We start from the raw sequence: 20,713 nt of genomic DNA on the forward strand, positions 1-20,713 counted from the left end.
GTGAATTTCCTTTTTCAGGAAGCGATGGTAGTGAGATTTCCCCCTCAGATTGCATCGAGCGGAAAGACCGGACGACGCACCTTGCCGAACGGGAACAGGCTGTAATCCGAACTGGTGACACCCGGGCTGTCGCACTCCACCAGCGCGGCAGAGAGCGGCTCGAACACCGGCCGGCAGTACATGCGCGACTTGAGCAGAAGAAAGCGTTCATTGCGCGGATCGAGCCCGGCGCATTCGAAGACGCCGATGTCCCACGGCTCCTGCGTGCGCTCGGTCACCACGATGCGCGCCGCGCCGATGTCGAACAGCACCGTGCGCCCCATGCTGCTGCGCTGGCCGGTGTAGGTGGGGCCGGTGATCACGTACTCGCCGTTGCTGATGGCGCGCACCGTGCCGGTCAGTTGCACCGGCGTCTTCGCAAGGCCGATGCCTTCGAGCGAGACCTTGTTGCCGAGCGCGACCGTCACCTGGGCGCCCTCGCCCGCGGCGATCAGCTCGGCCACGGCTTGGGGGTCGCACAACGGACCGACGCCGATGCCATGAAGGCCCTGTGCGAGCGCTTCCTGCAGCACGTCCATCGTGTCGCAGCTGCCGCCCGACATGCAGTTGTCGCCATGGTCCAGCAGCAGCACCGGGCGCGTGGCGCCGTCGGCGATCCGCTTCGCACGCGCGACCGATTGCGCGAGCGGCTCGCTGCGATAGACGAAGGCTTCGCGCTCTTCCCACATCCGACCGGCGATGCGGTCGGCCGTGGCCTGCGCGCGCTCGGGCGATTGCGCATCGACCACCACCACGCTCATGCAGGGCGCCTCGATGTCCGACAGCGAGAAGCCCGCGAAGATCGAGACCGCGAGCGACTCCGATTTTTCGGCCGCGCATGCGGCCTCGATGGCCCGCTGCATCGCGCCGGTGAACGACGCGCTGCGCAGCGTGTGCGCCATCAGCGGCAGCGGGTGCCAGCGCAGCGCGGGCTTGCTGCGCCCCGCGAGCAGGTCGAACAGCAGCCGGCCCGCGTGCTCGCCGGTCTCGTACATGTCGACGTGCGGATAGGTCTTGAAGCCGACGATCACGTCCGCGTTGCCGACCATCGCGGGCGTGACGTTGGCATGCAGGTCGAGCGCCACGCCGATGGGCACGCCCGGGGCCGCGGCCCGCAGCCGCACCAGCAGGTCGCCCTCTCCGTCGACGCTGTTCTCCGCCACCATCGCGCCGTGCAGGTCGAGCAGGATGGCGTCGCAGCCCGGCGCCGCATCGACGATGCATTGGGTGAGCGTGGTGTAGGCCCCGGCGTCGACCGGCCCGCTCGGATTGGCCGAGGCCGACACCGGCGTCGCCAGCGTCGCGCCGGCCTTCTCGGCCAGGTCGATGAAGGCCGACATCGCGGTGCGCATGCCCTTGTTGTCCTTGTAGGCCTGCTCGCCGAAGGTCGGCCCGTCGGGCCCGAAGGCCGCGAGCGGCGTGGGCACCGGCGAGAAGGTGTTGGTCTCGTGGTTGAGACGCGCGACGAGGACTTTCATTGGGCAAACTTTCCGGCACTTCCCAGCATGGTGATATCGCCGAAGCTGGAGCCGTTGCGGTTGTCGGGGCGGAACGCGACCTGGAAGCCGCTCAGGTTCATGGGCGGCGAGTTCTCGATGCTGCGCCGGAGCGATTCGGTGGTGATCGGTCCCTTCACGCGCTGCAGCGATTCGGCGAATGCCTTGGCGGTGATGTAGCCCTCCAGGCCCAGGTAGGAGCCTTCGCTGCCGCTGCCCGCGCCCTTGAGCGCGCGCTGGTACTCGTCCACGATGGGAAAGCGCGTTTTCCAGAACGGCGGCACCACCTGCGACAGCACGATGCCGCGGCTCTTCTCGCCCAGTTCCTTGTACAGGAGGAACGAGCTCGCCACCGAGTTCGTGTAGATCTGCGGATGGATGGGCGCAGCCACCAGCGAGCGGATGATGTTGATCGCCGGCGTGCCGGCCGCGATGACGTACACCGCCTGCGCCCCGCTCGCGACCACCTGCTGCGCGATGGCGGGATGGTCCTTCTCCTTCGGGTCGAAGCGCAGCGACAGCAGCGCCGGGTGCCCGTTCTTCTCGAGTGCGGCCACCGCGTCCTTCTCGATGCCCTTGCCGTAGGCGTCCTCGCTGGAGACGATCGCGATGCGCGTCACGCCGATGGTGGTCAGGTGGTTCATCACGCGCGCGACCTCGTCGGCATACGACTCCCGCACGTGGTAGATCGGCACCTTCGGCCCGCGCAGCACCGCCGCGCCGGTCAGCCCGCCGAAGATGAAGCTGTCGTACTTCGCCGCCACCGGCACCATGGCCGCGCCGATGCCGGTGCCCATGGTGCCGAAGAGGCAGACGACGCGGTCGGTGCCCAGCAGCTTCTCGGCGTTGGCCGCCGCCTTCTCGGCGATGTAGGCATCGTCGTAGGTGATCATCTTGACGGGCCGCCCGCCGACGCCGCCCGCCTTGTTCAACTGGTCGAAGAACAGCGTCTGGCCTTCCATGAACGCGAGGCTGTTGGGCGTGAACGGACCGGTGAGCACGGCGGACTGGCCGACCAGGATCGGCTCGCCGGCCGCCAGGGCGGCGGTCGATGCCGCGACCGCCATGCCCATCGCCAGCATGCGCAGGCCGATGCGCCGGAACGCCGCCTTCACGCTGCTGCTCCTGCCGCGGCTGCCACGCCCGCGCTCTGCACCATCGCCTGCAGCAGCACGTTGCAGCCGGCTTCCAGGTGCGCGGGCTCGGCATCCTCGATCTCGTTGTGGCTGATGCCGTCCAGGCAAGGCACGAAGATCATCGCCGTGGGGCACACGCGGGCGAGGTACACGGCATCGTGGCCCGCACCGCTGATCACGTTCATCCAGGTGAGGCCCTGCGCCTCTGCGGCATCGCGCACGGCGGACACCAGCCCGGGCGTGAAGGGCTGGGGCGGGAAGTACACGACCTGCTCCACCGTCGCATCCACCTTGCCGCCACCGGCCAGGCGATGCACGGCTTCTTTCAGCGCGGCGTCCATGGCCAGCAGCACCACGTCGTCCGCCGCGCGCAGGTCGACGCTGAGCTTCACGCGGCCGGGGATCACGTTCCGCGAATTGGGGTAGTTGTCGATCCAGCCGACCGTGCCGCGTGCATGCGGCGCGTGCGCGAGTGCGATGCGGTTCACCTCGATCACCAGTTCGGCGGCCGCGAGCAGCGCGTCCTTGCGCAATTCCATCGGCGTGGGGCCCGCGTGCGCTTCCATGCCCTGCACCACCACGTCGTACCAGCGCTGGCCGAGGGCGCCCTCGACCACGCCGATCACGCGCTCGTTGGCTTCGAGCACCGGCCCCTGCTCGATGTGCGCCTCGAAATACGCACCGACCGGCGAGGCCACCGCCGAGGCGGGCACCGTGCCCGCATAGCCGATGGCCGTGAGCGCTTCGGACACGCTCACGCCCTCGGTGTCGCGCTGCTTGAGCGCATGCTCCAGCGTGAAGGCATCGACGAACACGCCCGAACCCATCATCACCGGCACGAAGCGGGAGCCCTCCTCGTTGGTCCACACCGCCACTTCGAGCGGCGCTTCGGTCATCACGTTGGCGTCGTTGAGCGCGCGGATCACTTCCAGCCCGGCGAGCACGCCGTAGTTGCCGTCGAACTTGCCGCCCGTGGGCTGCGTGTCGATGTGGCTGCCGGTGGTGACGGGCGGCAGCGCGTCGTTGCGGCCGGCGCGGCGCGCAAAGATGTTGCCGATGGCATCCACGCGCACCTCGCAGCCGGCTTCGCGCGCCCAACGCGTGAAGAGGTCGCGGCCCTGGCGGTCGAGGTCGGTCAGCGCAAGGCGGCACACGCCGCCCTTCTCGGTGGCGCCGACCCGGGCCAGCTGCATCAGCGAATCCCAGAGGCGCTGGCCGTCGATGCGGAGGGCGCGTACATCGGGCGCAAAAGAGGTTTCGGTGGTTGTTGTCATGGTTCTGCGAATGAGGTGTTGAAGGCGTGCGCGTTCAGGCGAGACCGACGCCGAGGTAGCGGTCTTTCACGTCGTGGTCGGCCATGAAGGTGGCATTGCCGGCTTCGTGCACGATCACGCCCTGCTCCACGATGTAGTGGCGGTCGGCGAGCTGTACGCACACCTCCAGGTTCTGCTCGACCAGCAGGATGGCGACACCCGCGGCCTTGATGGTCTTCAGCTGCGCGACGATCTCCTCGACGATCACCGGCGCGAGGCCTTCGACGGGCTCGTCCAGAATGAGGAGCCGCGGGTGGTTCATCAGTGCGCGGCCGATGGCCAGCATCTGCTGCTCACCGCCCGAGAGCTGCCCGCCGCCGTTGCGGCGCCGCTCCTTCAGGCGCGGAAAGATGCGGTAGATGTCGTCCAGTTGCCAGGGCGAATCGCGCCGTTGGCCGAGCAGCAGGTTCTCCTCGACCGTCAGCAGCTTGAAGATGCCGCGGTGCTCGGGCACCAGGCACACGCCGCGCTTGGCGATGCTGTGCGGCGGCAGGCCCGCCACATCGGCGCCTTGAAAGCGCACCCGCCCGCCGGTGGGCACGACCGCGCCGGCAATGCTCTTGAGCGTGGTCGACTTGCCCGCGCCGTTGCGGCCCAGCAGCGTGACGAGTTCGGCTTCGCCGACGGTTATCGACACGCCCTGCAGCACATGGCTCTTTCCGTAGTGCGCGTGCAGCGCCTCGACCTCCAGGATGTTCGCCCCGCTCATGCCTTGCCCCCGGTGATCATGTTGCCCAGGTAGGCCGAGCGCACGCGCGCGTCGGCGCGGATGTCGCCCGGCAGCCCTTCGGCCAGCACGCGGCCCAGCTGCATCACGGTCACGGTGTCGGAGATGTCCATCACGATGTTCATGTTGTGTTCGATCAGCACGACCGTGTGCGCATCGCGCAGGCTGCGGATGAGGCGCTTCATGTCGTCCAGGTCGTCGATGCCCATGCCCGAGGTCGGCTCGTCGAGAAAGATCGCCTTGGGTTTCGCTGCAAGCGCCATGCCCACTTCGAGCCGGCGCTGCTGGCCGTGCGAGAGCACGCTGGCGGGCGTGTCGGCCAGCCGCTCGAGGCCGACGCGCGCGAGCACCTCGGCCACGGTCTCTGCGCAAGCGCGGTCGCCCACCGGTGCGCGCCAGCAGTTCATGGCCTGGCGCGGTGCAATGCCTTGAGCCGCCACGCGCAGGTTCTCGCGCACCGAGAGGCTGGGGAACAGGCTGGTGACCTGGAACGAGCGCGCCATGCCGCGCTGCACGCGCCTGTAGTCGGGCTCGTGCGTCACATCGTGGCCGTCGAACAGGATGCGGCCGCCCGTGGTGGTGCCGGTGCCCGTGAGCATGTGGAACAGCGTGGTCTTGCCCGCGCCGTTCGGGCCGATCACCGAATGCACGGTGTTGGGCTTGATCTTCAGGTCCACGCCGCCGAGCGCGGCGAACTTGCCGTAGTGCTTGGTGACGCCGATGGCTTCGATGAGGATGGGCTGCGTCATGCTTTTTCTCCCTGCGCTGGGGATGCGGCCAAGGCAGAAGGCGCCTTGCGGAACACGCGCCGCCACACGGCTTCACCCAGTCCCCAGAGGCCGCGCTGCATGCCGATGCTCACGCCGATGAGCAGGAGCCCGAGCAGCAGCAGCCATCGCGGCCACAGCGTGGAGAGCCAGTCGGCCAACAGCACGTAGAAGGCCGACCCCAGCACCGAGGCGAAGAGGTTGCCCGTGCCGCCGATCACGGTGATGACCAAGATCGTTTCGCTCGTGTGGTACTCGGCGTTCGACAGCGGCGCGATGCCGGTCATCATCGCGTGCAGGCCGCCCGCCAGGCCCGTGACGGCGCCCGAGATCACGAAGGCCAGCAGCTTGAAGCGCTTGAGGTTGTAGCCGACGGCCGCGGCGCGGTCCTCGTTGTCGCGGATGGCGAGCAGCGTGCGGCCGAAGATCGAATCGGTCACCCGGAGCAACAAAGCGAACGCGATCAGGAACATCACCGCGACGAAGGCGTAGTACTTCCACGGCGTGTCCATGAACGCGGGGCGCGGCACGTCGAGCAGGCCGTTGTCCCCGCCGGTCAAGCCCGAGGCGGTGTACGCCACGAAATAGAACATCTGCGCGAAGGCCAGCGTGAGCATCACGAAGTAGGTGCCGCGCTGGCGGATCGCGACCCACCCGACCACCGCCGCGCCCAGCGCGCCCATGCCGACGGCGGCGAGCAGCGCGAGCGGCATCGGCAGTTGCAGCCGCGTGAGCAGGATCGCGATGGTGTAGCTGCCCAGGCCGAAGAAGATGCCCTGCCCGAACGACAGCAGCCCCGTGTAGCCCAGCAGCAGATTGCAGCCCAGCGCGGCGAGCGCGTAGATAAGCACCTCGCTCGCGAGCGAGCCCGAGCGCATGCACAACGGCAGCGCCAGCGTGACGATCAGCGCCAGGAGGAAAGTGATTTTTCTTGGCATGGCGCGGTTCATCCTCTGCGGCCGAGCAGGCCATGCGGGCGCAAGAGCAGCACGGCCGCCATCGCGATGTAGATCATCAGGCTCGCCCCGGGCGGCCAGATGGTGCTCATGAGGCTCTGCACGATGCCGATCAGGAGCCCGCCGACGAGCGCGCCGCCGAAGCTGCCCAGGCCTCCGATCACCACCACCACGAAGGCGACGCCGAGCGCCTCCACGCCCATGAAGGGCTCCGCGCCGCGGATCGGCGCGGCCAGCACGCCGGCCAGCGCCGCCGTGGCCGCGCCCAGCGCGAACACCAGGCTGAACACGCGGAACACGTTGATGCCGAGCAGCGAGACCATCTCGGTCGATTCGCTCCCCGCGCGCACCGCGCTGCCCAGGCGCGTGCCTTCGAGCACCCACCACAACAGCACGGCGAGCACCGCGGTGAAGCCGATCACGAAGAGGCGGTATTTCGGATAGACGAAATCGCCCCACATCACCACGCCCTGCAGCAGGTCGGGCGTGGCCACGCTGTTGCCCAGCGGGCCCCAGAACACGATGACGATCTCCTGCACCGCGAGCGCGAGGCCCACGGTCACCAGGATGTGGAACTCGTGCGGCTTGGCGTACACACGGCGCAGCAGCAGCTTCTCGGCGAGCCAGCCCAGCGCACCGACGCACAGCGGCACCAGCACCAGCGCGGCCCAGAAATCGAGGCCCCACTGCATCGCCTGGTAGCAAAGGTAGGCACCCAGGAGGTAGAAGGCGCCGTGCGCGAAGTTCACGAATCGCAGCAGGCCGAAGACGATGGACAGGCCAACGGCCAGCAGGAAATACAGCATGCCGATGCCGATTCCATTGATGGTCTGAAGGAGATAGACGGTCATGGGCTCGTTGGCGTGCGTTGCGTCAGGCCAGCTTGCAGCCGGTCTTGTCTGCGGCGAGGAAGGACTTGCCGGAACTCACCACATCGACGTAGTCCGCCGCATCCTTCATCTTGGACTTGGCCTTGCCCTTGAGCAGGTAGTAGTCCTTGATGACCTGGTGGTCGGCCTTGCGGATTTCCTCGGTGCCCGTGAGCCCGTCGAACTTCATGCCTTCCAGCGCGGCGATGACGGCCTTCTGCTCGACGGTGCCTGCCTTGACGATGCCGTCGATCAGGATCTTGGTGCAGATGTACGAGCCCGCGAGGCTGTAGTTGGGCACGATCTTGAGCTTGTCTGCAGTGCGCTTGACCAGGTCCTTGTTGAGCGTGGTGTCGGCCGTGTGCCAGTACTGCGCGCCGAAATAGACGCCGTCGCACAGGTCCGCGCCCAGCTCGTCGAACTGCTCCAGCCCCGAGGCCCAGGCCATGAGGATCGTCATGTTCTTGTGCATGCCGAAGCTCACCGCCTGGCGCAGCGCGGCCGACGACTGCGCGCCGAAGTTCAGGAGCAGCAGCACGTCGGGCTTGGCCGCCATCGCGTTGGTGAGGTAGCCGCTGAATTCCTTTTCATTGAGCGAGTGGTAGCTGTTGCCCACGTGCTCGATGCCCTTCTCCTGGAAGATGTTCTTGGCCGCGCCGAGGAGGCCCTCGCCGAACACGTACTGCGGCGTGATGGTGTACCAGCGCTTGGCCTTCGGCATGGAGGCGATCAGCGGGCGCACCGTCTGCTCGATGGCACCGAAGGTGGGCACCGACCAGCGGAAGGTGGCGGGGTTGCAGTCCTTGCCCGTGATCTCGTCGGCACCCGCGGTGGTGATGAAGAGGCCGCCGGCCTTCTCGGCTTCCTTGCCCATGGCGAGCGCCTCGGACGACAGGATGCCGCCCGCGAAGAACTTCGCGCCCTGCTGCTGCGAGGCTTCCTGCACTTTGCGCACGGCGGTGGCGGGCTTGCCTTCGGTGTCCAGCACCGTGTAGGCCAGCGGGCGCTTCAGGACGCTGCCGTACTGCTCGATCGCCAGCTTCATGCCCAGGTCGGCGAACTTGCCGTTGGCCGCGAAAGCACCCGACATGGGGACCGGGCAGCCGAAACGGATCGCCTCGGCCGATTGCGCGAAGACCGAGCGGCTCGCCAGGAGCGAGGCCGGGGCGGCCGACAGGGCGGCCAGCTGAAGAAGGTGTCTGCGTTGCATGGGGGTTCTCCGGTCGTGGTGTGGAAGTAAGTGGAAGGGGTGCCTGAAAGGAGGGAGGCCTGCGGGTGCCGGCGAATTTAAGCGGATAAATAGGATTAATATGTTGGTAAAAACCCGCTAGCAACGACCGTGCCAAAATCCAGCGCACTTCCCGAGGTCCAATACCTGCATACAGGCTGCCATCTGCTTTTTCCATCGCTCTGAACGCATGAATTCGTCTCCATCTGATCGTGAAATGCCGTGGAACCGGCGTTGCCGGGCCACCCGCACTGCCCCCGGCGAGGGGGTGGGCGAAGCGACACGAAGTGCGCAAAGCCCGGGGGCGCGCCCTTTCCTGCATGGAGCGTTTCAATGAAAGTGGGAGAGAACCGCCCGAAGCGGCAAAAGCTCTCGGACGTCATCGTCGAAGACGTCAAGCGATGGATCGTGGCCGAGCGCAAGCAACCCGGCGACCGCCTGCCGAACGAGAAGGAACTGATCGAGCTCTTCGGCTATTCCAAGAGCACGGTGCGCGAGGCGCTGAAGGCGCTGGAGGTGCGCGGGCTCATCTCGATCCGCACCGGCCCGGGCGGTGGTGCTTATTTGCAGCAGGTGTCGGTGGACCATGCCTCGGAGCCGCTGCGCAACTTCCTGCACTTCCACCATCTGGACGGGCACCACATCTACCAGTTGCGCAAGGCCCTGGAACCCGAACTGGCGGTGAGCGTGGTCGGCCGGCTGACACCCGCGCAGTTCGAGCGGCTGGAAGACAACGTGCGCCTCTGCACCATCGAGCCGAGCAACGACGACGAGTTGCGCATGCAGCGCGAGGCCGAACTGGCCTTTCACACCATGCTGGCGGAGAGCTGCCCCAATCCGGTGCTTTCCTTCATGTGCCGCTTTCTCAACGACCTGCTGCGCGATCTGGTCGTCTACAAGAAGGCGCTGGACCATCACCACTTCGGCGAGGCCAACGTCGACTATCACACCCAGTTGCTGGCGGCCTATCGCAAGGAAGATGCAGAAGAAGTGCGCCGGCTGATGGCCGAGCACATGGTCGATGCCGAGGCGCACATGCACGAGATGGAGGCGCACATCGGCGCGAAGCATCTGCTGCTGCCGAGCGGGCAACGCTAGCCGGCGTGGGCCTTCTCCAGGCACGCCTGGAACGCCAGCACCGCCCGTGACGGCTTGGGCGAGCGCCGCAGCAAGCTGACAAACCGGCACGCGTAGTTGAACCGCGCCGGCAGCACCGCCTTCATGAGCCCGCGCTGCTCGAACACCTGCGCATAGTGATCGGGCAGGAAGCCCAGGAAACGCCCCGAAAGAATCAGCGTCGCGATCGCCTCCTGGTCGAAGCCCGTGGCCTTGCGCGACAGCCTCGCCCGGTGGCTCAGTTCCATGTTCGGCGAGTGATAGCCCAGCCCCGCGAAATGGTGCTCGCCCAGCTTCGACCAAGTGAGCTTCGCGTGCGGGCTGCCGAACAGCGGATGCCCCTTGCCGCAATACAGCAGCATCGTCTCGTCGAACAGGTCGGCATACACGAGGCTCTTCGAACTGCGGTGCGCCGGGATGATGCCGATCTGGAAGTTGCCCTCCAGCACGCCCTGCTCGATCGCGTTGATCGACCCCACGTGCACCGCGAGGTTCACCTCCGGCGCGATTTGCGTGAAGCGTGCGATGGCCTCGCCGATGCGCGCTTTCGGATTGGTGGCCGTCTTGTCGAACAGCGCCACCTCCAGTTGCCCGCCCATGCGGTTGTGGATGTCGTCGATGCTGCCGCGAAAGGCATCGACCGAAGCCAGCAGGCGCAGCGTCTCGTCATACACGCGCTGCCCCTCGGCCGTGAGCGCGAAGCCCGCCCGCCCGCGCCGGCACAGCACCAGCCCGAGCCGCGTCTCCAGGTCTTTCACATGCCGGCTCACGGTCGATGTGCCGATGTTCAGTTCCAGTTCCGCCGCCGCCATGCCGCCGCAGTCGACCACGCTCTTGAACACCTTGAGCAGGCGCAGGTCCATGTCGCTGAGCTGCCCCAGAACGGCGCGGTTGCGAGTGCCCTGGGCACTGTCTTGGGAGGCTTTCGGGACCGTGGCTTTTACTTGCATGGAATGTCAAGTGAACATTGATATTGCGCCATTCTCCACACTGAAGGCTCTGCGAACAATCGGGCACATCCCATCACCCCCGGAGCCCGCCCCAGCGCGGGAAGCGCCATGACCCTTGCAACGCCCGCCATCGAACCGACGCCCACCGCGCGCACCGACGCCGCCTGGCTCGAAGCGCACTGGATGCCCTACACGGCCAACCGCAGCTTCAAGGCCGATCCGCGGATCATCGTGGAGGCCAAGGGCGCCTACTTCACCGACAGCGACGGCCGCAAGATCTTCGACGGCCTCTCGGGCCTGTGGTGCTCGGGCCTGGGCCACGGCCGCCCCGAGATCACCGAGGCGGTGAGCCACCAGATCGCCAAGCTCGACTACTCGCCCGCCTTCCAGTTCGGCCACTCGCTCTCCTTCGAGCTGGCCAACAGGATCAAGGAACTGACGCCCGCGGGCCTGGACTACGTGTTCTTCACCGGCTCCGGCTCCGAGGCGGCCGACACCTCCCTCAAGATGGCGCGCGCCTACTGGCGCACCAAGGGCCAGGCGAGCAAGACGCGCCTGATCGGCCGCGAGAAGGGCTACCACGGCGTGAACTACGGCGGCATCTCGGTGGGCGGCATCGCGGCCAACCGCAAGCTCTTCGGCCAGGGCGTGGAAGCCGACCACCTGCCGCACACGCAGCTCGCATCGAACGCCTTCACGCGCGGCATGGCCGAGAGCGGGGCCGAGCTGGCCGACCGCCTGCTCGACCTGATCGCGCTGCACGACGCATCGAACATCGCGGCCGTGATCGTCGAGCCCTTCGCGGGCTCGGCCGGCGTGGTGATTCCGCCCAAGGGCTACCTGAAACGCCTGCGCGACATCTGCACGGCCCACAACATCCTGCTGATCTTCGACGAGGTCATCACCGGTTTCGGCCGCTGCGGCGCGCTCACGGGCGCAGACGCCTTCGGCGTGACGCCCGACATCATGAACATCGCCAAGCAGGTGACCAACGGCGCGCAGCCGCTGGGCGCGGTGATCGCCAGCAAGGAGATCTACGACACCTTCATGGCGGCCGGCGGCCCCGACTACATGCTCGAATTCCCGCACGGCTACACCTACGGCGCACACCCGGTGGCCTGCGCCGCCGGCATCGCTGCGCTCGACGTGCTGCAAAAGGAAGACATGATCGGCCGCGTGCAGACGCTGGCCCCGCACTTCGAGAACGCGGTGCACAGCCTGAAGGGCAGCAAGCACGTCACCGACATCCGCAACTTCGGCCTCGCCGCCGGCCTCACGATCGCCGCGCTGCCGGGCGAGCCCGCACGCCGCCCGTACGAGATCGCGATGAACTGCTGGAAGAAGGGCTTCTACGTGCGCTACGGCGGCGACACGATCCAACTCGCGCCGCCGTTCATCTCGGAGAAGGCCGAGATCGACCGCATGGTCAACGCGCTGGCGGACGCCCTCGCCGAAACCGCCTGATCCCCTTTCGAGATTTCAAGACGCGCACACGACAGGAACGTCACCGCCGCCATCGGCCACTTCATCGACGGCCAGCGCGTCAATGGCGGCACCCGCGTGCAGCCGGTGTTCGACCCGGCCACCGGTTTCTCGGGCAAGAGCCTCGCGCTCGCCGACAAGCGCGCGAAGGCGCGGTGTTCGCGTTTCCTTCGAACCGCTGACAGCGTTCGCGAGCCTGCCGGGCCCCGTGGTCAGGGCAGGCTCGTGATCGAACGCTTCGACGCGAACAGGGCGTGGATCTCGTCCTGCGTCAGCATGCGGTTCCACATCGCCACGTCGTCGTACGCCTGGATGCCGGGCGCGCCATCGGCCGTGTAGTAGAGGCCGCGCGCATCGTCTCCCAGCCCGAAGGTGCCGAGCCCGGCGATTTGTGCGGCGGCCACGCTTTTCCAGTCGAGCGAGACGATCTGTGCGCCATGCGTGGCGTCTTCCACCGTCAGCGTCGCCTTCTGATTCGTCTTGTCGACGGTCACCGACACATGGACCCATTGCTTCGCTGCAAAGCTGACGAAGGCAGTGTCGGCACGGTTGGTGCCATCGCCGATGTTGAGCTTGATGCCGGCGTTGTCGACCGCGAGCACCAGTCCCGGGTTCTTGCCGGAATGCCAGTTCTTGTTGCCAAAGAGCGGCGAATCGCTCTGCGTTCCGTTGCTGCGGAACCAGAAGCCCAGTGTGAACCGGTCGTTGGCAGCGGTAACGTCGTCCGCCAGCCTGAAGCCCGTGACCGCGGTGTCGATCGTCAGGGCGGCGCTTTCGTCGATGCCGTCGGCCGCGAACACCGGCGTCTTGCCTGCAACGAACGGTGCGAGGCCGGCTGCGCCCGCCGCATCGCCCAGCCCCTGGTTGAACGAGAAGAGATGCAGCAAGCCGGCCTTCAATGAGGCCGGCAACGCAACCGGTTTGACATAGAACAGTTGAACCTGCGTCGCCACCGCCACGCCGTTGGCCGTCACGACGTAGTCGAGCGTGTTCTGCTGGTGCTCGATCCAGCCCTGGGCATCGCGGTCCACGAACTGCACCGTGTCGCCGGACAGGGTTTGAAGCAGCCGCCCATTGCGATAGAGCTGGATGGAAGCCGGCGTGGCGTCGATGCGGGTCCAAGCGAGCTTGACGCTGGCGCCGTCGGGGCCGACGGAGGCGCTCAGCTGCCGCACGCCAGCCGCCCCGATCAACGGCCCGCCATCGAAGCCGACGCCTTGGCCTGCAGGCGCCACGCCCAGATACGACAACAGCGTGGGCGCAATATCCGCCGCGCTCGCGAAGCGGTACAGCGCGTCCAGTGACGTGGGCGCCTGGCTCGATGCATCCGTGGGTGTGAACGCCGCGTTGCCTGGCTTGTTGAGGCCGATGAACGCGGTCTTGTTCGCCAGCAGTTGCAGGCCGTCGGAAAAGCCGTCGACGGCCGGCCCATGGTCCGTGGTCAGCACCAGCAGCCAGTCTTCCTCCGGATGCGCCTGGCGGCGTTGCGCCACGGCCGATGCGATCTTGCCGAGCGCGGCGTCGGCGGCCTGCAGGGCGCCGTCGTATTCCGGGCCGATGCCCTTGGTGCGCACCACGGCGCCGGCATCGCTCAGATTGGCGACGACGAGGTCTGCCGTGCCCGCGCCGATGCTGGCCGTGGTGCTGTCGATGACGCACGCGTCGTCGGCGCACAGGCTCAGGCGTTCGATGGCACCACGCGCCGACTCCGATGCGAGCAGGGCCGCGAGCGGCTCCTGGCGGGTCACGCTGGCCGCTGCGTGGCGTGGCACGGCGTCCTGCGACAACAGCGCGAACACGCTGGGTGCCGCGAGCTGGGTCGCAGCATTGTCCTGGACCGCGTGGCGATTGGCCCAGGTGCCGGTGAGCACCGTCGCCCAGCCGGGTTCGCTCAGCGTGGGTTGCTGCCCGGCGCTGCCCACGATGCCGCCGGTATAGGCCGGCATCAGCGTGAAGCCGGCGAAGTTCGGCGCCTTGCCCTGCTGCACCAGCGCTTGCAGGCTGCTCAACTGCACGCCGCTGATGCCGATGAGCATGGCCTTCTTCACCGGCGCCGGGGCTTCAGGCGCGGGGCCGGCGGGCGGGGTCGGCGGCGTATCGGGGGTCGTCGCGGAAGGCACGGCCCATAAGGCGCCCGGCCCATTCGACGACCCGCCGCCGCACCCGGCGAGGACCGCGGCCACGAACGCACAGCATGCCCTCTGCATGAATCGGGAAGCAGTCATTTTTCGGTCTTCCGTGCTGATGCAATCCATGGCGATCAATAGATGGCTTTGCCGATCGCCGGGTCGGTGCGCGTGGCCCTGCCGGTCTCCACGCAGCCGGCGTAGCGGCGCAGGAAGTTGCTGTCGGTGTCCACGGTGACGGTCAGGTCGTACCAGTGGTCGCTCGCCGAAAGCAGCCACTCGTCGGAGAGGCTTTCGCCGGGCCGCACGACGCTGGTGTGCGTGCGCTTCTGTCCGGCCGCCAGCGCATACGCATCCGCCTGCCTGACGGTCACGGTGCAGGCCGTGCTGCCGGTGTTCTTGAGCGTCAGCGTGAGATCGCCATTAGTCACTTCATAGCAGGCGGTGACTTCCACAGCCGCCGTTGCCGGTGTGGCCAGGCTGCCTTTGAACCGGCGGTAGAAACCGTTGGGCCCCTGCAGCGTCAGGTCGTACTGCGACAAGGCGGGCGCGCCCGGCGCGCTGCCGTGCCACCCGGCCGCCGCGTGGCTCTTGCCGGCCTCCAGTGCATAGCGCCATGGGCCTTGCGCGTTGGTGTTGTCGTAGATGTAGAACGAAGCGCCGGCAGTTCCGGTGTTGGCGATGTCGACGACGAATCTGCCACTGGCCGCATCGACGCGGCCGTTGACGTGGAACTCGTAAGGCAACGGTCGAGCCCGCCGCTGCAGCGCGCTTTGCACGGGCGCGGCCTGCCTGGCGGGGATGCTCAGGCTGGCGCCCTGCGCGGACCTGGCCACGCGATCGAGATAGTCCGCGGTGCTCGGCAATTTCAGGGTTTCCAGGCCGAGGTTCGGCGTTTCGAAATCGAAGACCGAACTCATGTCTCCGCACACCGCGCGCCGCCATCCGCTGATGTTTTCTTCCGCGACACCGAAGCGCTTTTCCAGGAAGCGCAGGGTCGAGGTGTGGTCGAAGATTTCCGAGCACACCCAGCCGCCGCGCGTCCACGGCGACACCACGATGGCCGGCACGCGAATGCCCAGCCCGATCGGTTGCTTGCCGGGGTTGGCCTCCGTGCCGCCGTAGCTCTTCGACTCGCCCTCGACCGAGGCAGAGCTGTAGCCGTCCGCGGCTTCCAGCGGCGGCAGGGGCGGCGGCATGTGGTCGAAGAAGCCGCCGTTCTCGTCGTAGTTCACGATGAACACCGTCTTGGCGAACATGTCGGGGTGATCGACCAGCGCGGCGATCAGCTTCGCGCAGACGTTCTCGCCCTTGGCCGGCTCGTGGTTGGGGTGCTCGGAAAGATCGGCCGCCGTCACGATCCACGAGACGGCCGGCAGTGTCTTCTGCGCCAGGTCCTTGCGAAATTCCGCCACCAGGTAGTCGCCGGTCGACTGGCTTTGCGACAGTCTGGTGAGTCCGTTGATGGCCAGCGGATCGCTCGCCTTCAGGCCCTGGAAGTTCTTGAACAACTCCAGCATGTTGTCGTCGAAGTTGTCGGCTTCCTGGTAGACCTTCCAGCTGATGCCCTTGTCCTGCAACCGCTCGGGATAGGTCTTCCAGGCGTAGCGAATCGCGGCACCGGAGTTGTTCATGTCCGGATCGCCGCCCACCGTGCCGCCGCCGTTGCAGCCGCTCCACAGGTGCAGGCGGTTCGGGTTGGTCTGCGTGAGCGTCGAGCAGTGGTAGTGATCGCACACGGTGAAGGCATTCGCCAGCGCGTAGTAGAACGGCAGGTCGCCCGCCGTGTAATACACCATGCGCTGGTGGAGCTCGCCGGTCGAGCCCCACTGGTCGTGCTTGCCGCGGTGCAGCAGTGTCAGGTCTGCCTGGTGGCCCATGTTGGAGCCACCGACCGTGTAGGCCTTGGTGGCCGTCGAGTCGCCGTGGAACGGCAACACATACCCATCGGGATGCTGCGTGCTCGCCTGGTAGTAGGCCGGCCTGCCGCTGGGCAACTGCACCGCGCGCGGATCGCTGAGGCCGCGCACGCCATTGAGCATGCCCAGGTAGTGGTCGAACGAGCGGTTCTCCTGCGTGAAGATCACCACGTGCTCGACGTCCATGATGGAGCGTTTCTGGTTGTTGGCCGGAATGGCCATCGCCTTGCGGATGAGGTCCGGGAACATCATCAGTGCGGCGGTTGCGCCCACCGAACCTGTCGTCGTACGCAAGAAATTCCGTCTGCTGCGTGAAGCCATGTTGCCGTCCGTCGCTTGTGTCTTGGGGTGGAAAAGGAACGAGGAACGCGCGGCGCGGTCAGGCAGGCTTGGGTTCCGGCGCGCAGTGGAATGACTTCTGGGCGCCCGCCGGTGGCGGTTCAGCCGCTGGCACCGGATCGCCCGTTGGCGCGGGGGCAACCGGCGGTGCCGTGCCACTGGGGGCGGTGGGGAACGCGACGGGGGTACCGCCGCCTCCTCCACCGCCACCACAGGCAACCAGCGCAAACGCCGCGACGCCTGTCGCGAGCCACAAGGCGGTTGCATCCAGAGCCGCCCTGGTCGATGCCGACAAATCGAGGTTCATGGAATTTCCTTGCGGAGATGAGTGCCTGCGCTTGCCTGCCGCGGGTTCAGTGCTTGTCGGCCTTGCCTGCGGCGCTTGCGAACTTGCTGAGCATCCGGTCGACCAGCCAGGGCTCCCGGCTTCGGTCCTCGGCCTCTTCCTTGCGCCGGATTGCGTTGCGGACCACGATGGAACCTACATAGCGAATGGGCTCCGGCGGAAACTGGCCCAAGGGGCCGAGCGTGATCGGGCTGCGCGTCCATGCGTTGTCCTGGTCGAGCACCAGCGACGACAGGATCTGCCCGCCCATGTAGGTCGGCCCGACGCCGTTGCCCGAGTAGCCGAAGCCGTAGTAGATGTGCGGCGCGCCATCGAGTTTTCCGAAGAACGGAAAGCCCGTGACCGACCGGTCCGACGGACCGTTCCAGCTCGCGGTGATCGGCGTTTCGCGCAACGCCGGGAAGAAGGAATGCAGGGCCTGGGTCAGCTCGGCCTCATAGGGCGAGCGCTCGTCGAACACCTTTTCCATTCGGCCGCCCCAGGCAAAGGTGTTGCCGCCCTTGCCCAGCATGATGCGGCCATCGACCGTGCTGCGGTAGTAGTAGACGAAGGTGCGCGAGTCGAGCACCGAGACGCCATCGGTCAGGCCGATCTGCTGCAGCAACTGGGGGCACCGCTCGGTGATGATCATGTCGCTCGAGACGATGGCGATGGTGCGCTCGAACTGCGGGAAGGCGCTGGCCATCCATGCGTTCATCGCGAGCACCAGCTTCTTCGCTCGCACGCTGCCGGTGGGTGTGCGCACCACGACCGGATGGCCGGTGTCGAAGTCCACCATCGGCGAGCGTTCGTGGATGCGGATGCCCATCGCGAGCGCCACGCGCCGCAGGCCCCGCACCAGCTTGCCCGGATGCACCGTGGCCGCGATCGGCGAGTACACGCCGGCCAGGTTGCGCGCCGAGCCCGAGCGCCGCGCCACCTCGTCCGGCGGCAGCGTGCGGTACGAATGGATGCCGCGCGCCTCCAGCGCCTGCATCATCGGATCGAGCGTGCCGATCTGCGCCTGCGACGTTGCTGTGTAGAGCGTGCCGTCCTGCCGCAATTCGGCATCCATGCCGTGCGCCGCGCAGAAGTCCGCGATGTGCTGCACCGCCGCCTCCGACGCCTTCACGAGGCGCACGGCCTCGTCTTCGCCGAACAGCCGGCGCAGCGTCAGGAACTTGGCCGACCAGGTGAGCAGGCAACCGCCGTTGCGGCCGCTCGCACCGGCACCGCAAAGATCGCTTTCGAGAATGACGATGTCGAGCGCGGGCGCCTGCAGCTTGGCCTGGATCGCGGTCCACAGGCCCGTGAAGCCGCCGCCGACGATGCAGACATCGGCGCTGTGTTCACCCTGCAGCGCGGGTGCGAGGTCGCCGTCGTTGAAAAGAGCCTGTTCGATCCAGAAAGGGCGCATGTCGGGCTCGCAGGTTTTCAGGGCTTGCGCCGCATGTCGAAGGAAAACTCGGACTCGCGCTCGACGACGAAGCCGAAGCGTTCGTAGAGCGCCTTCGCCGGATTCGCCTTCAGCACGCTGAGCGTGAGGTCGACGCCGGCGTGCGCGGCCTCGTCGATGACTTCGGCCAGCAGTCCGGTGCCGATGCCGCCCCCCTGGTAGCCGGGTGCCAGCTGGATCTGGATGACCACCCACTCGTGCGGATCGCGCGACACCTTGAGCAGGCCGACCGGCGCGCCTTCGTGCAGCAGGATCTCGGCGCACTCGAAGCGATGCATCAGCCGCGCCATGTGATGTGCGTCGCTGACCTCGGCGCCGGACGCCAGCACGTGGCCATTCATCGTTCGCTGCCGCAGGTCGAGCAGGAAGGGAATGTCTTGCGGCGTGGCTGGGCGGCGCTGCATTGCGAATGCTCGCGTGGCGCTCATGGCTACGCCGCGGCGGCAGGCTTCGAGGCGATCGCCAGGTGCCGCGTGTAGTGCGCGAGGTCGGGCGTCTTCGCATCGGCCAGCTTGGCCGTGTCGTCCCATTGCCTGAGGCGCACCGCGTCCATGGCATAGGGCAGTGCCTCGAAGGCTTTCGCCTGCGCCTCGTCGAAGACACCGCCCTGCAATTGCAGGCTGCGCTTCGAGTCGGGCGACAGCGCTTCGAGGTACCCGGGCACGCGCGCGCACAGGAAGCGCTTGGCGTCCACGTGCAGGCGGATCGGCTCCAGCGTGGCCGCACCGAACAGCGCGCGAAGAAATGGCAGGCAGCGGTACTGGTGCAGGTCGTCCAGGCCCTGCTGCGTCGGCGTGCCGCCGAAGTCGTGCAGCAGGTGGCCCAGGTCGTGCAGCAGCGAGGCCGCGATCAACGCGCTGCCGGCGCCCTCCTGCTCGGCCAGGTGCGCCGACTGCAGGGCGTGTTCGAGTTGCGTGACGGGCTCGCCGTCGTACTGCGCGTGACCCTTCGTTTCGAAGAGGCCGACGATGTCGTCAAGGCTCAGGCTCATGATGCTTGCGATTACCAGGGCAGCGAATAGGTCTTGGTGTTGGTGAAGCTCTTCATCGCCTCGAGCACGCCTTCCTTGTAGCCCAGGCCCGAGTCCTTGATGCCGCCGAAGGGCGTGAGCTCCAGCCGGTAGCCCGGCACCTCGCGCACGTTGACGCTGCCCACGTTCAGCTCGCGGATGAAGCGCGTGATGTAGTCCAGCCGGTTGGTGCAGACCGCCGACGACAGGCCGTAGGCGGTGCCGTTGGAGATGCGGATCGCCTCGTCGATGTTCTTGAAGCGGATCACCGGCGACACGGGGCCGAAGGTCTCGTGCTTTGCAACGGTCATCTCCGGGTCCACGTGGTCGAGCACCGTCGGCGAATAGAGTGCGCCGCGTCGCTCGTTGCCGTAGCGCAGCTTTGCACCGGCGGCAATCGCTTCGTTGACCACCGCCTCGAATTGCCTGGCCGCGGCTTCGTCGATCACGGTGCCCATGTCGGTGTCGGGGTCCATGGGGTCGCCATATTTCAGCGCACGGGTCTTGGCGACCAGCAGCTCGACGAACTGGTCGGCCACCGACTCATGCACCAGCATGCGCTTGACGGCTGTGCAGCGCTGGCCCGAGTTCTTGTACGAACCGTTGGCCGCGAGCGTGGCGGCCTCCTCGACGTCGGCGTCTTCCATCACGATGATCGGATCGTTGCCGCCCAGCTCCAGGATCTGGCGCTTGTAGACGGCCTTGCCCGCGATGTACTTGCCGATGGGCACGCCGCCGGTGAAGGTGACGAGGTCGACATCGGCGTTGGTGAGCAGCTCGTCGGCGATCTCCTTCGGGTCGCCGGTGAGCACCGACAGCATCTGCGGCGGCAGGCCCGCTTCGTAGAGGATGTCTGCCAGGAGGAAGGCCGTGAGCGGCGTCTTCTCGCTGGGCTTGAGCACGATGCGGTTGTTGGTCGCAATGGCCGGCGCGACCTTGTGGATCACCTGGTTCAGCGGATGGTTGAACGGCGTGATGGCGGTGATGGCGCCCAAGAGGGGCTCGCGCATCGTGTAGACCTTGCGGCTCTTGCCGTGGTGCGTGAGGTCGCAAGAGAACACCTGGCCGTCGTCCACCAGCGCCTGGTTGGCGGCGAACAGCAGCACGTCGGAGGCGCGGCCCACTTCGTACAGCGAGTCCTTGCGGGAGAGCCCCGATTCGAGCGTGATGGTGCGCGACATCTCGTCCAGCCGCGAGGCGATGATCTCGCCCGCGCGCATCAGGATCTTGTAGCGCTCGTAGCGGGTGAGCGTGGGCTTGTAGTCGCGTGCGATGCGCAGCGCATTGCGCACGTCCTCCAGCGTGGCCTTGGGCACGGTGGCGATCACTTCGCCGGTGTAGGGGTAGGTCACGTCGATCGTGCGATCGCGATGGACCCTCTCTCCAGCGATGCGCAGGGCCTCGCGGTGGATGGTGCCTGGCTTCAGGATGGCTTGGCTCGCTTGGCTCGCTTGGCTCAT

General features: G+C 67.1%; 17 protein-coding genes. 2 read left to right on the top strand and 15 right to left on the bottom strand.

From position 1 onward, the window contains the following. Positions 1-44: 44 nt before the first annotated feature. From BM133_RS14255 to BM133_RS14290, 8 genes are read right to left on the bottom strand one after another with little or no spacing between them, the layout of a single operon-like run. The gene (locus BM133_RS14255; protein WP_093434551.1) at positions 45-1,517 is read right to left on the bottom strand and encodes a M81 family metallopeptidase; all 1,473 of its coding nucleotides are present in this window, start codon (positions 1,515-1,517) and stop codon (positions 45-47) included. Then, positions 1,514-2,650, bottom strand: a complete 1,137-nt coding sequence (locus tag BM133_RS14260) for an ABC transporter substrate-binding protein (protein ID WP_093434552.1) — start codon at positions 2,648-2,650, stop codon at positions 1,514-1,516. Before BM133_RS14260 ends, BM133_RS14255 begins: the two co-directional genes overlap by 4 nt. Next, positions 2,647-3,945 carry a Zn-dependent hydrolase gene (locus BM133_RS14265; protein ID WP_093434554.1) on the bottom strand — a complete coding sequence of 433 codons (1,299 nt, stop codon included), beginning with the start codon at positions 3,943-3,945 and terminating at the stop codon, positions 2,647-2,649. Before BM133_RS14265 ends, BM133_RS14260 begins: the two co-directional genes overlap by 4 nt. Before the next feature lie 34 nt (positions 3,946-3,979). Continuing rightward, positions 3,980-4,693 (bottom strand): ABC transporter ATP-binding protein, encoded by a 714-nt coding sequence (locus BM133_RS14270; RefSeq protein WP_093434555.1) that lies wholly within the window; start codon positions 4,691-4,693, stop codon positions 3,980-3,982. Continuing rightward, the gene (locus tag BM133_RS14275; RefSeq protein WP_093434557.1) at positions 4,690-5,460 is read right to left on the bottom strand and encodes an ABC transporter ATP-binding protein; all 771 of its coding nucleotides are present in this window, start codon (positions 5,458-5,460) and stop codon (positions 4,690-4,692) included. The genes BM133_RS14270 and BM133_RS14275 overlap by 4 nt, the downstream gene beginning before the upstream one ends. After that, a complete protein-coding gene (locus BM133_RS14280; protein ID WP_093435343.1) occupies positions 5,457-6,416 on the bottom strand; it encodes a branched-chain amino acid ABC transporter permease in 960 nt (319 codons plus the stop codon). The genes BM133_RS14275 and BM133_RS14280 overlap by 4 nt, the downstream gene beginning before the upstream one ends. An 8-nt stretch (positions 6,417-6,424) precedes the next feature. Then, complete coding sequence (locus BM133_RS14285; protein ID WP_093434558.1) at positions 6,425-7,285, bottom strand: branched-chain amino acid ABC transporter permease; 861 nt, start codon at positions 7,283-7,285, stop codon at positions 6,425-6,427. 22 nt (positions 7,286-7,307) lie between these two features. After that, on the bottom strand, positions 7,308-8,513 hold the full coding sequence (locus BM133_RS14290) for an ABC transporter substrate-binding protein (protein ID WP_093434560.1): 1,206 nt from the start codon (positions 8,511-8,513) through the stop codon (positions 7,308-7,310). A 351-nt stretch (positions 8,514-8,864) separates the two neighbouring features. Between BM133_RS14290 and BM133_RS14300 the strand changes: the two genes are divergently transcribed. Further along, entirely contained in the window at positions 8,865-9,629 is a 765-nt protein-coding gene (locus tag BM133_RS14300; protein ID WP_093434563.1) for a FadR/GntR family transcriptional regulator, read from the top strand. Here the strand turns inward: BM133_RS14300 and BM133_RS14305 are convergent. Next, positions 9,626-10,597, bottom strand: a complete 972-nt coding sequence (locus tag BM133_RS14305; RefSeq protein ID WP_093434564.1) for a LysR family transcriptional regulator — start codon at positions 10,595-10,597, stop codon at positions 9,626-9,628. The genes BM133_RS14300 and BM133_RS14305 overlap by 4 nt on opposite strands. A gap of 108 nt (positions 10,598-10,705) precedes the next feature. Between BM133_RS14305 and BM133_RS14310 the strand changes: the two genes are divergently transcribed. Beyond that, positions 10,706-12,061, top strand: coding sequence for an omega-aminotransferase AptA (locus BM133_RS14310; RefSeq protein ID WP_093434566.1), 1,356 nt, complete (start codon positions 10,706-10,708; stop codon positions 12,059-12,061). A gap of 230 nt (positions 12,062-12,291) precedes the next feature. Here BM133_RS14310 and BM133_RS14315 read toward each other — a convergent pair whose 3' ends face one another. From BM133_RS14315 to phnY, 6 genes are all read right to left on the bottom strand, one after another. After that, positions 12,292-14,199, bottom strand: a complete 1,908-nt coding sequence (locus BM133_RS14315) for a LamG-like jellyroll fold domain-containing protein (protein ID WP_177224801.1) — start codon at positions 14,197-14,199, stop codon at positions 12,292-12,294. Positions 14,200-14,339: 140 nt separating this feature from the next. After that, positions 14,340-16,730, bottom strand: a complete 2,391-nt coding sequence (locus BM133_RS14320) for a phosphocholine-specific phospholipase C (protein ID WP_371286323.1) — start codon at positions 16,728-16,730, stop codon at positions 14,340-14,342. 86 nt (positions 16,731-16,816) lie between these two features. Continuing rightward, entirely contained in the window at positions 16,817-18,205 is a 1,389-nt protein-coding gene (locus tag BM133_RS14325; RefSeq protein WP_093434570.1) for an FAD-dependent oxidoreductase, read from the bottom strand. A gap of 17 nt (positions 18,206-18,222) precedes the next feature. Further along, positions 18,223-18,648, bottom strand: a complete 426-nt coding sequence (locus tag BM133_RS14330) for a GNAT family N-acetyltransferase (RefSeq protein ID WP_093434572.1) — start codon at positions 18,646-18,648, stop codon at positions 18,223-18,225. Positions 18,649-18,674: 26 nt separating this feature from the next. Continuing rightward, positions 18,675-19,235: a phosphonate degradation HD-domain oxygenase gene (locus tag BM133_RS14335; protein ID WP_093434573.1), complete on the bottom strand. Its 561-nt coding sequence runs from the start codon at positions 19,233-19,235 to the stop codon at positions 18,675-18,677. Between the two features lie 11 nt (positions 19,236-19,246). Further along, positions 19,247-20,713 (bottom strand): phosphonoacetaldehyde dehydrogenase, encoded by a 1,467-nt coding sequence (gene phnY, locus BM133_RS14340; protein ID WP_093434575.1) that lies wholly within the window; start codon positions 20,711-20,713, stop codon positions 19,247-19,249.

The organism is Variovorax sp. 770b2 (assembly GCF_900115685.1).
Taxonomy (GTDB): Bacteria; Pseudomonadota; Gammaproteobacteria; order Burkholderiales; family Burkholderiaceae_C; genus Variovorax.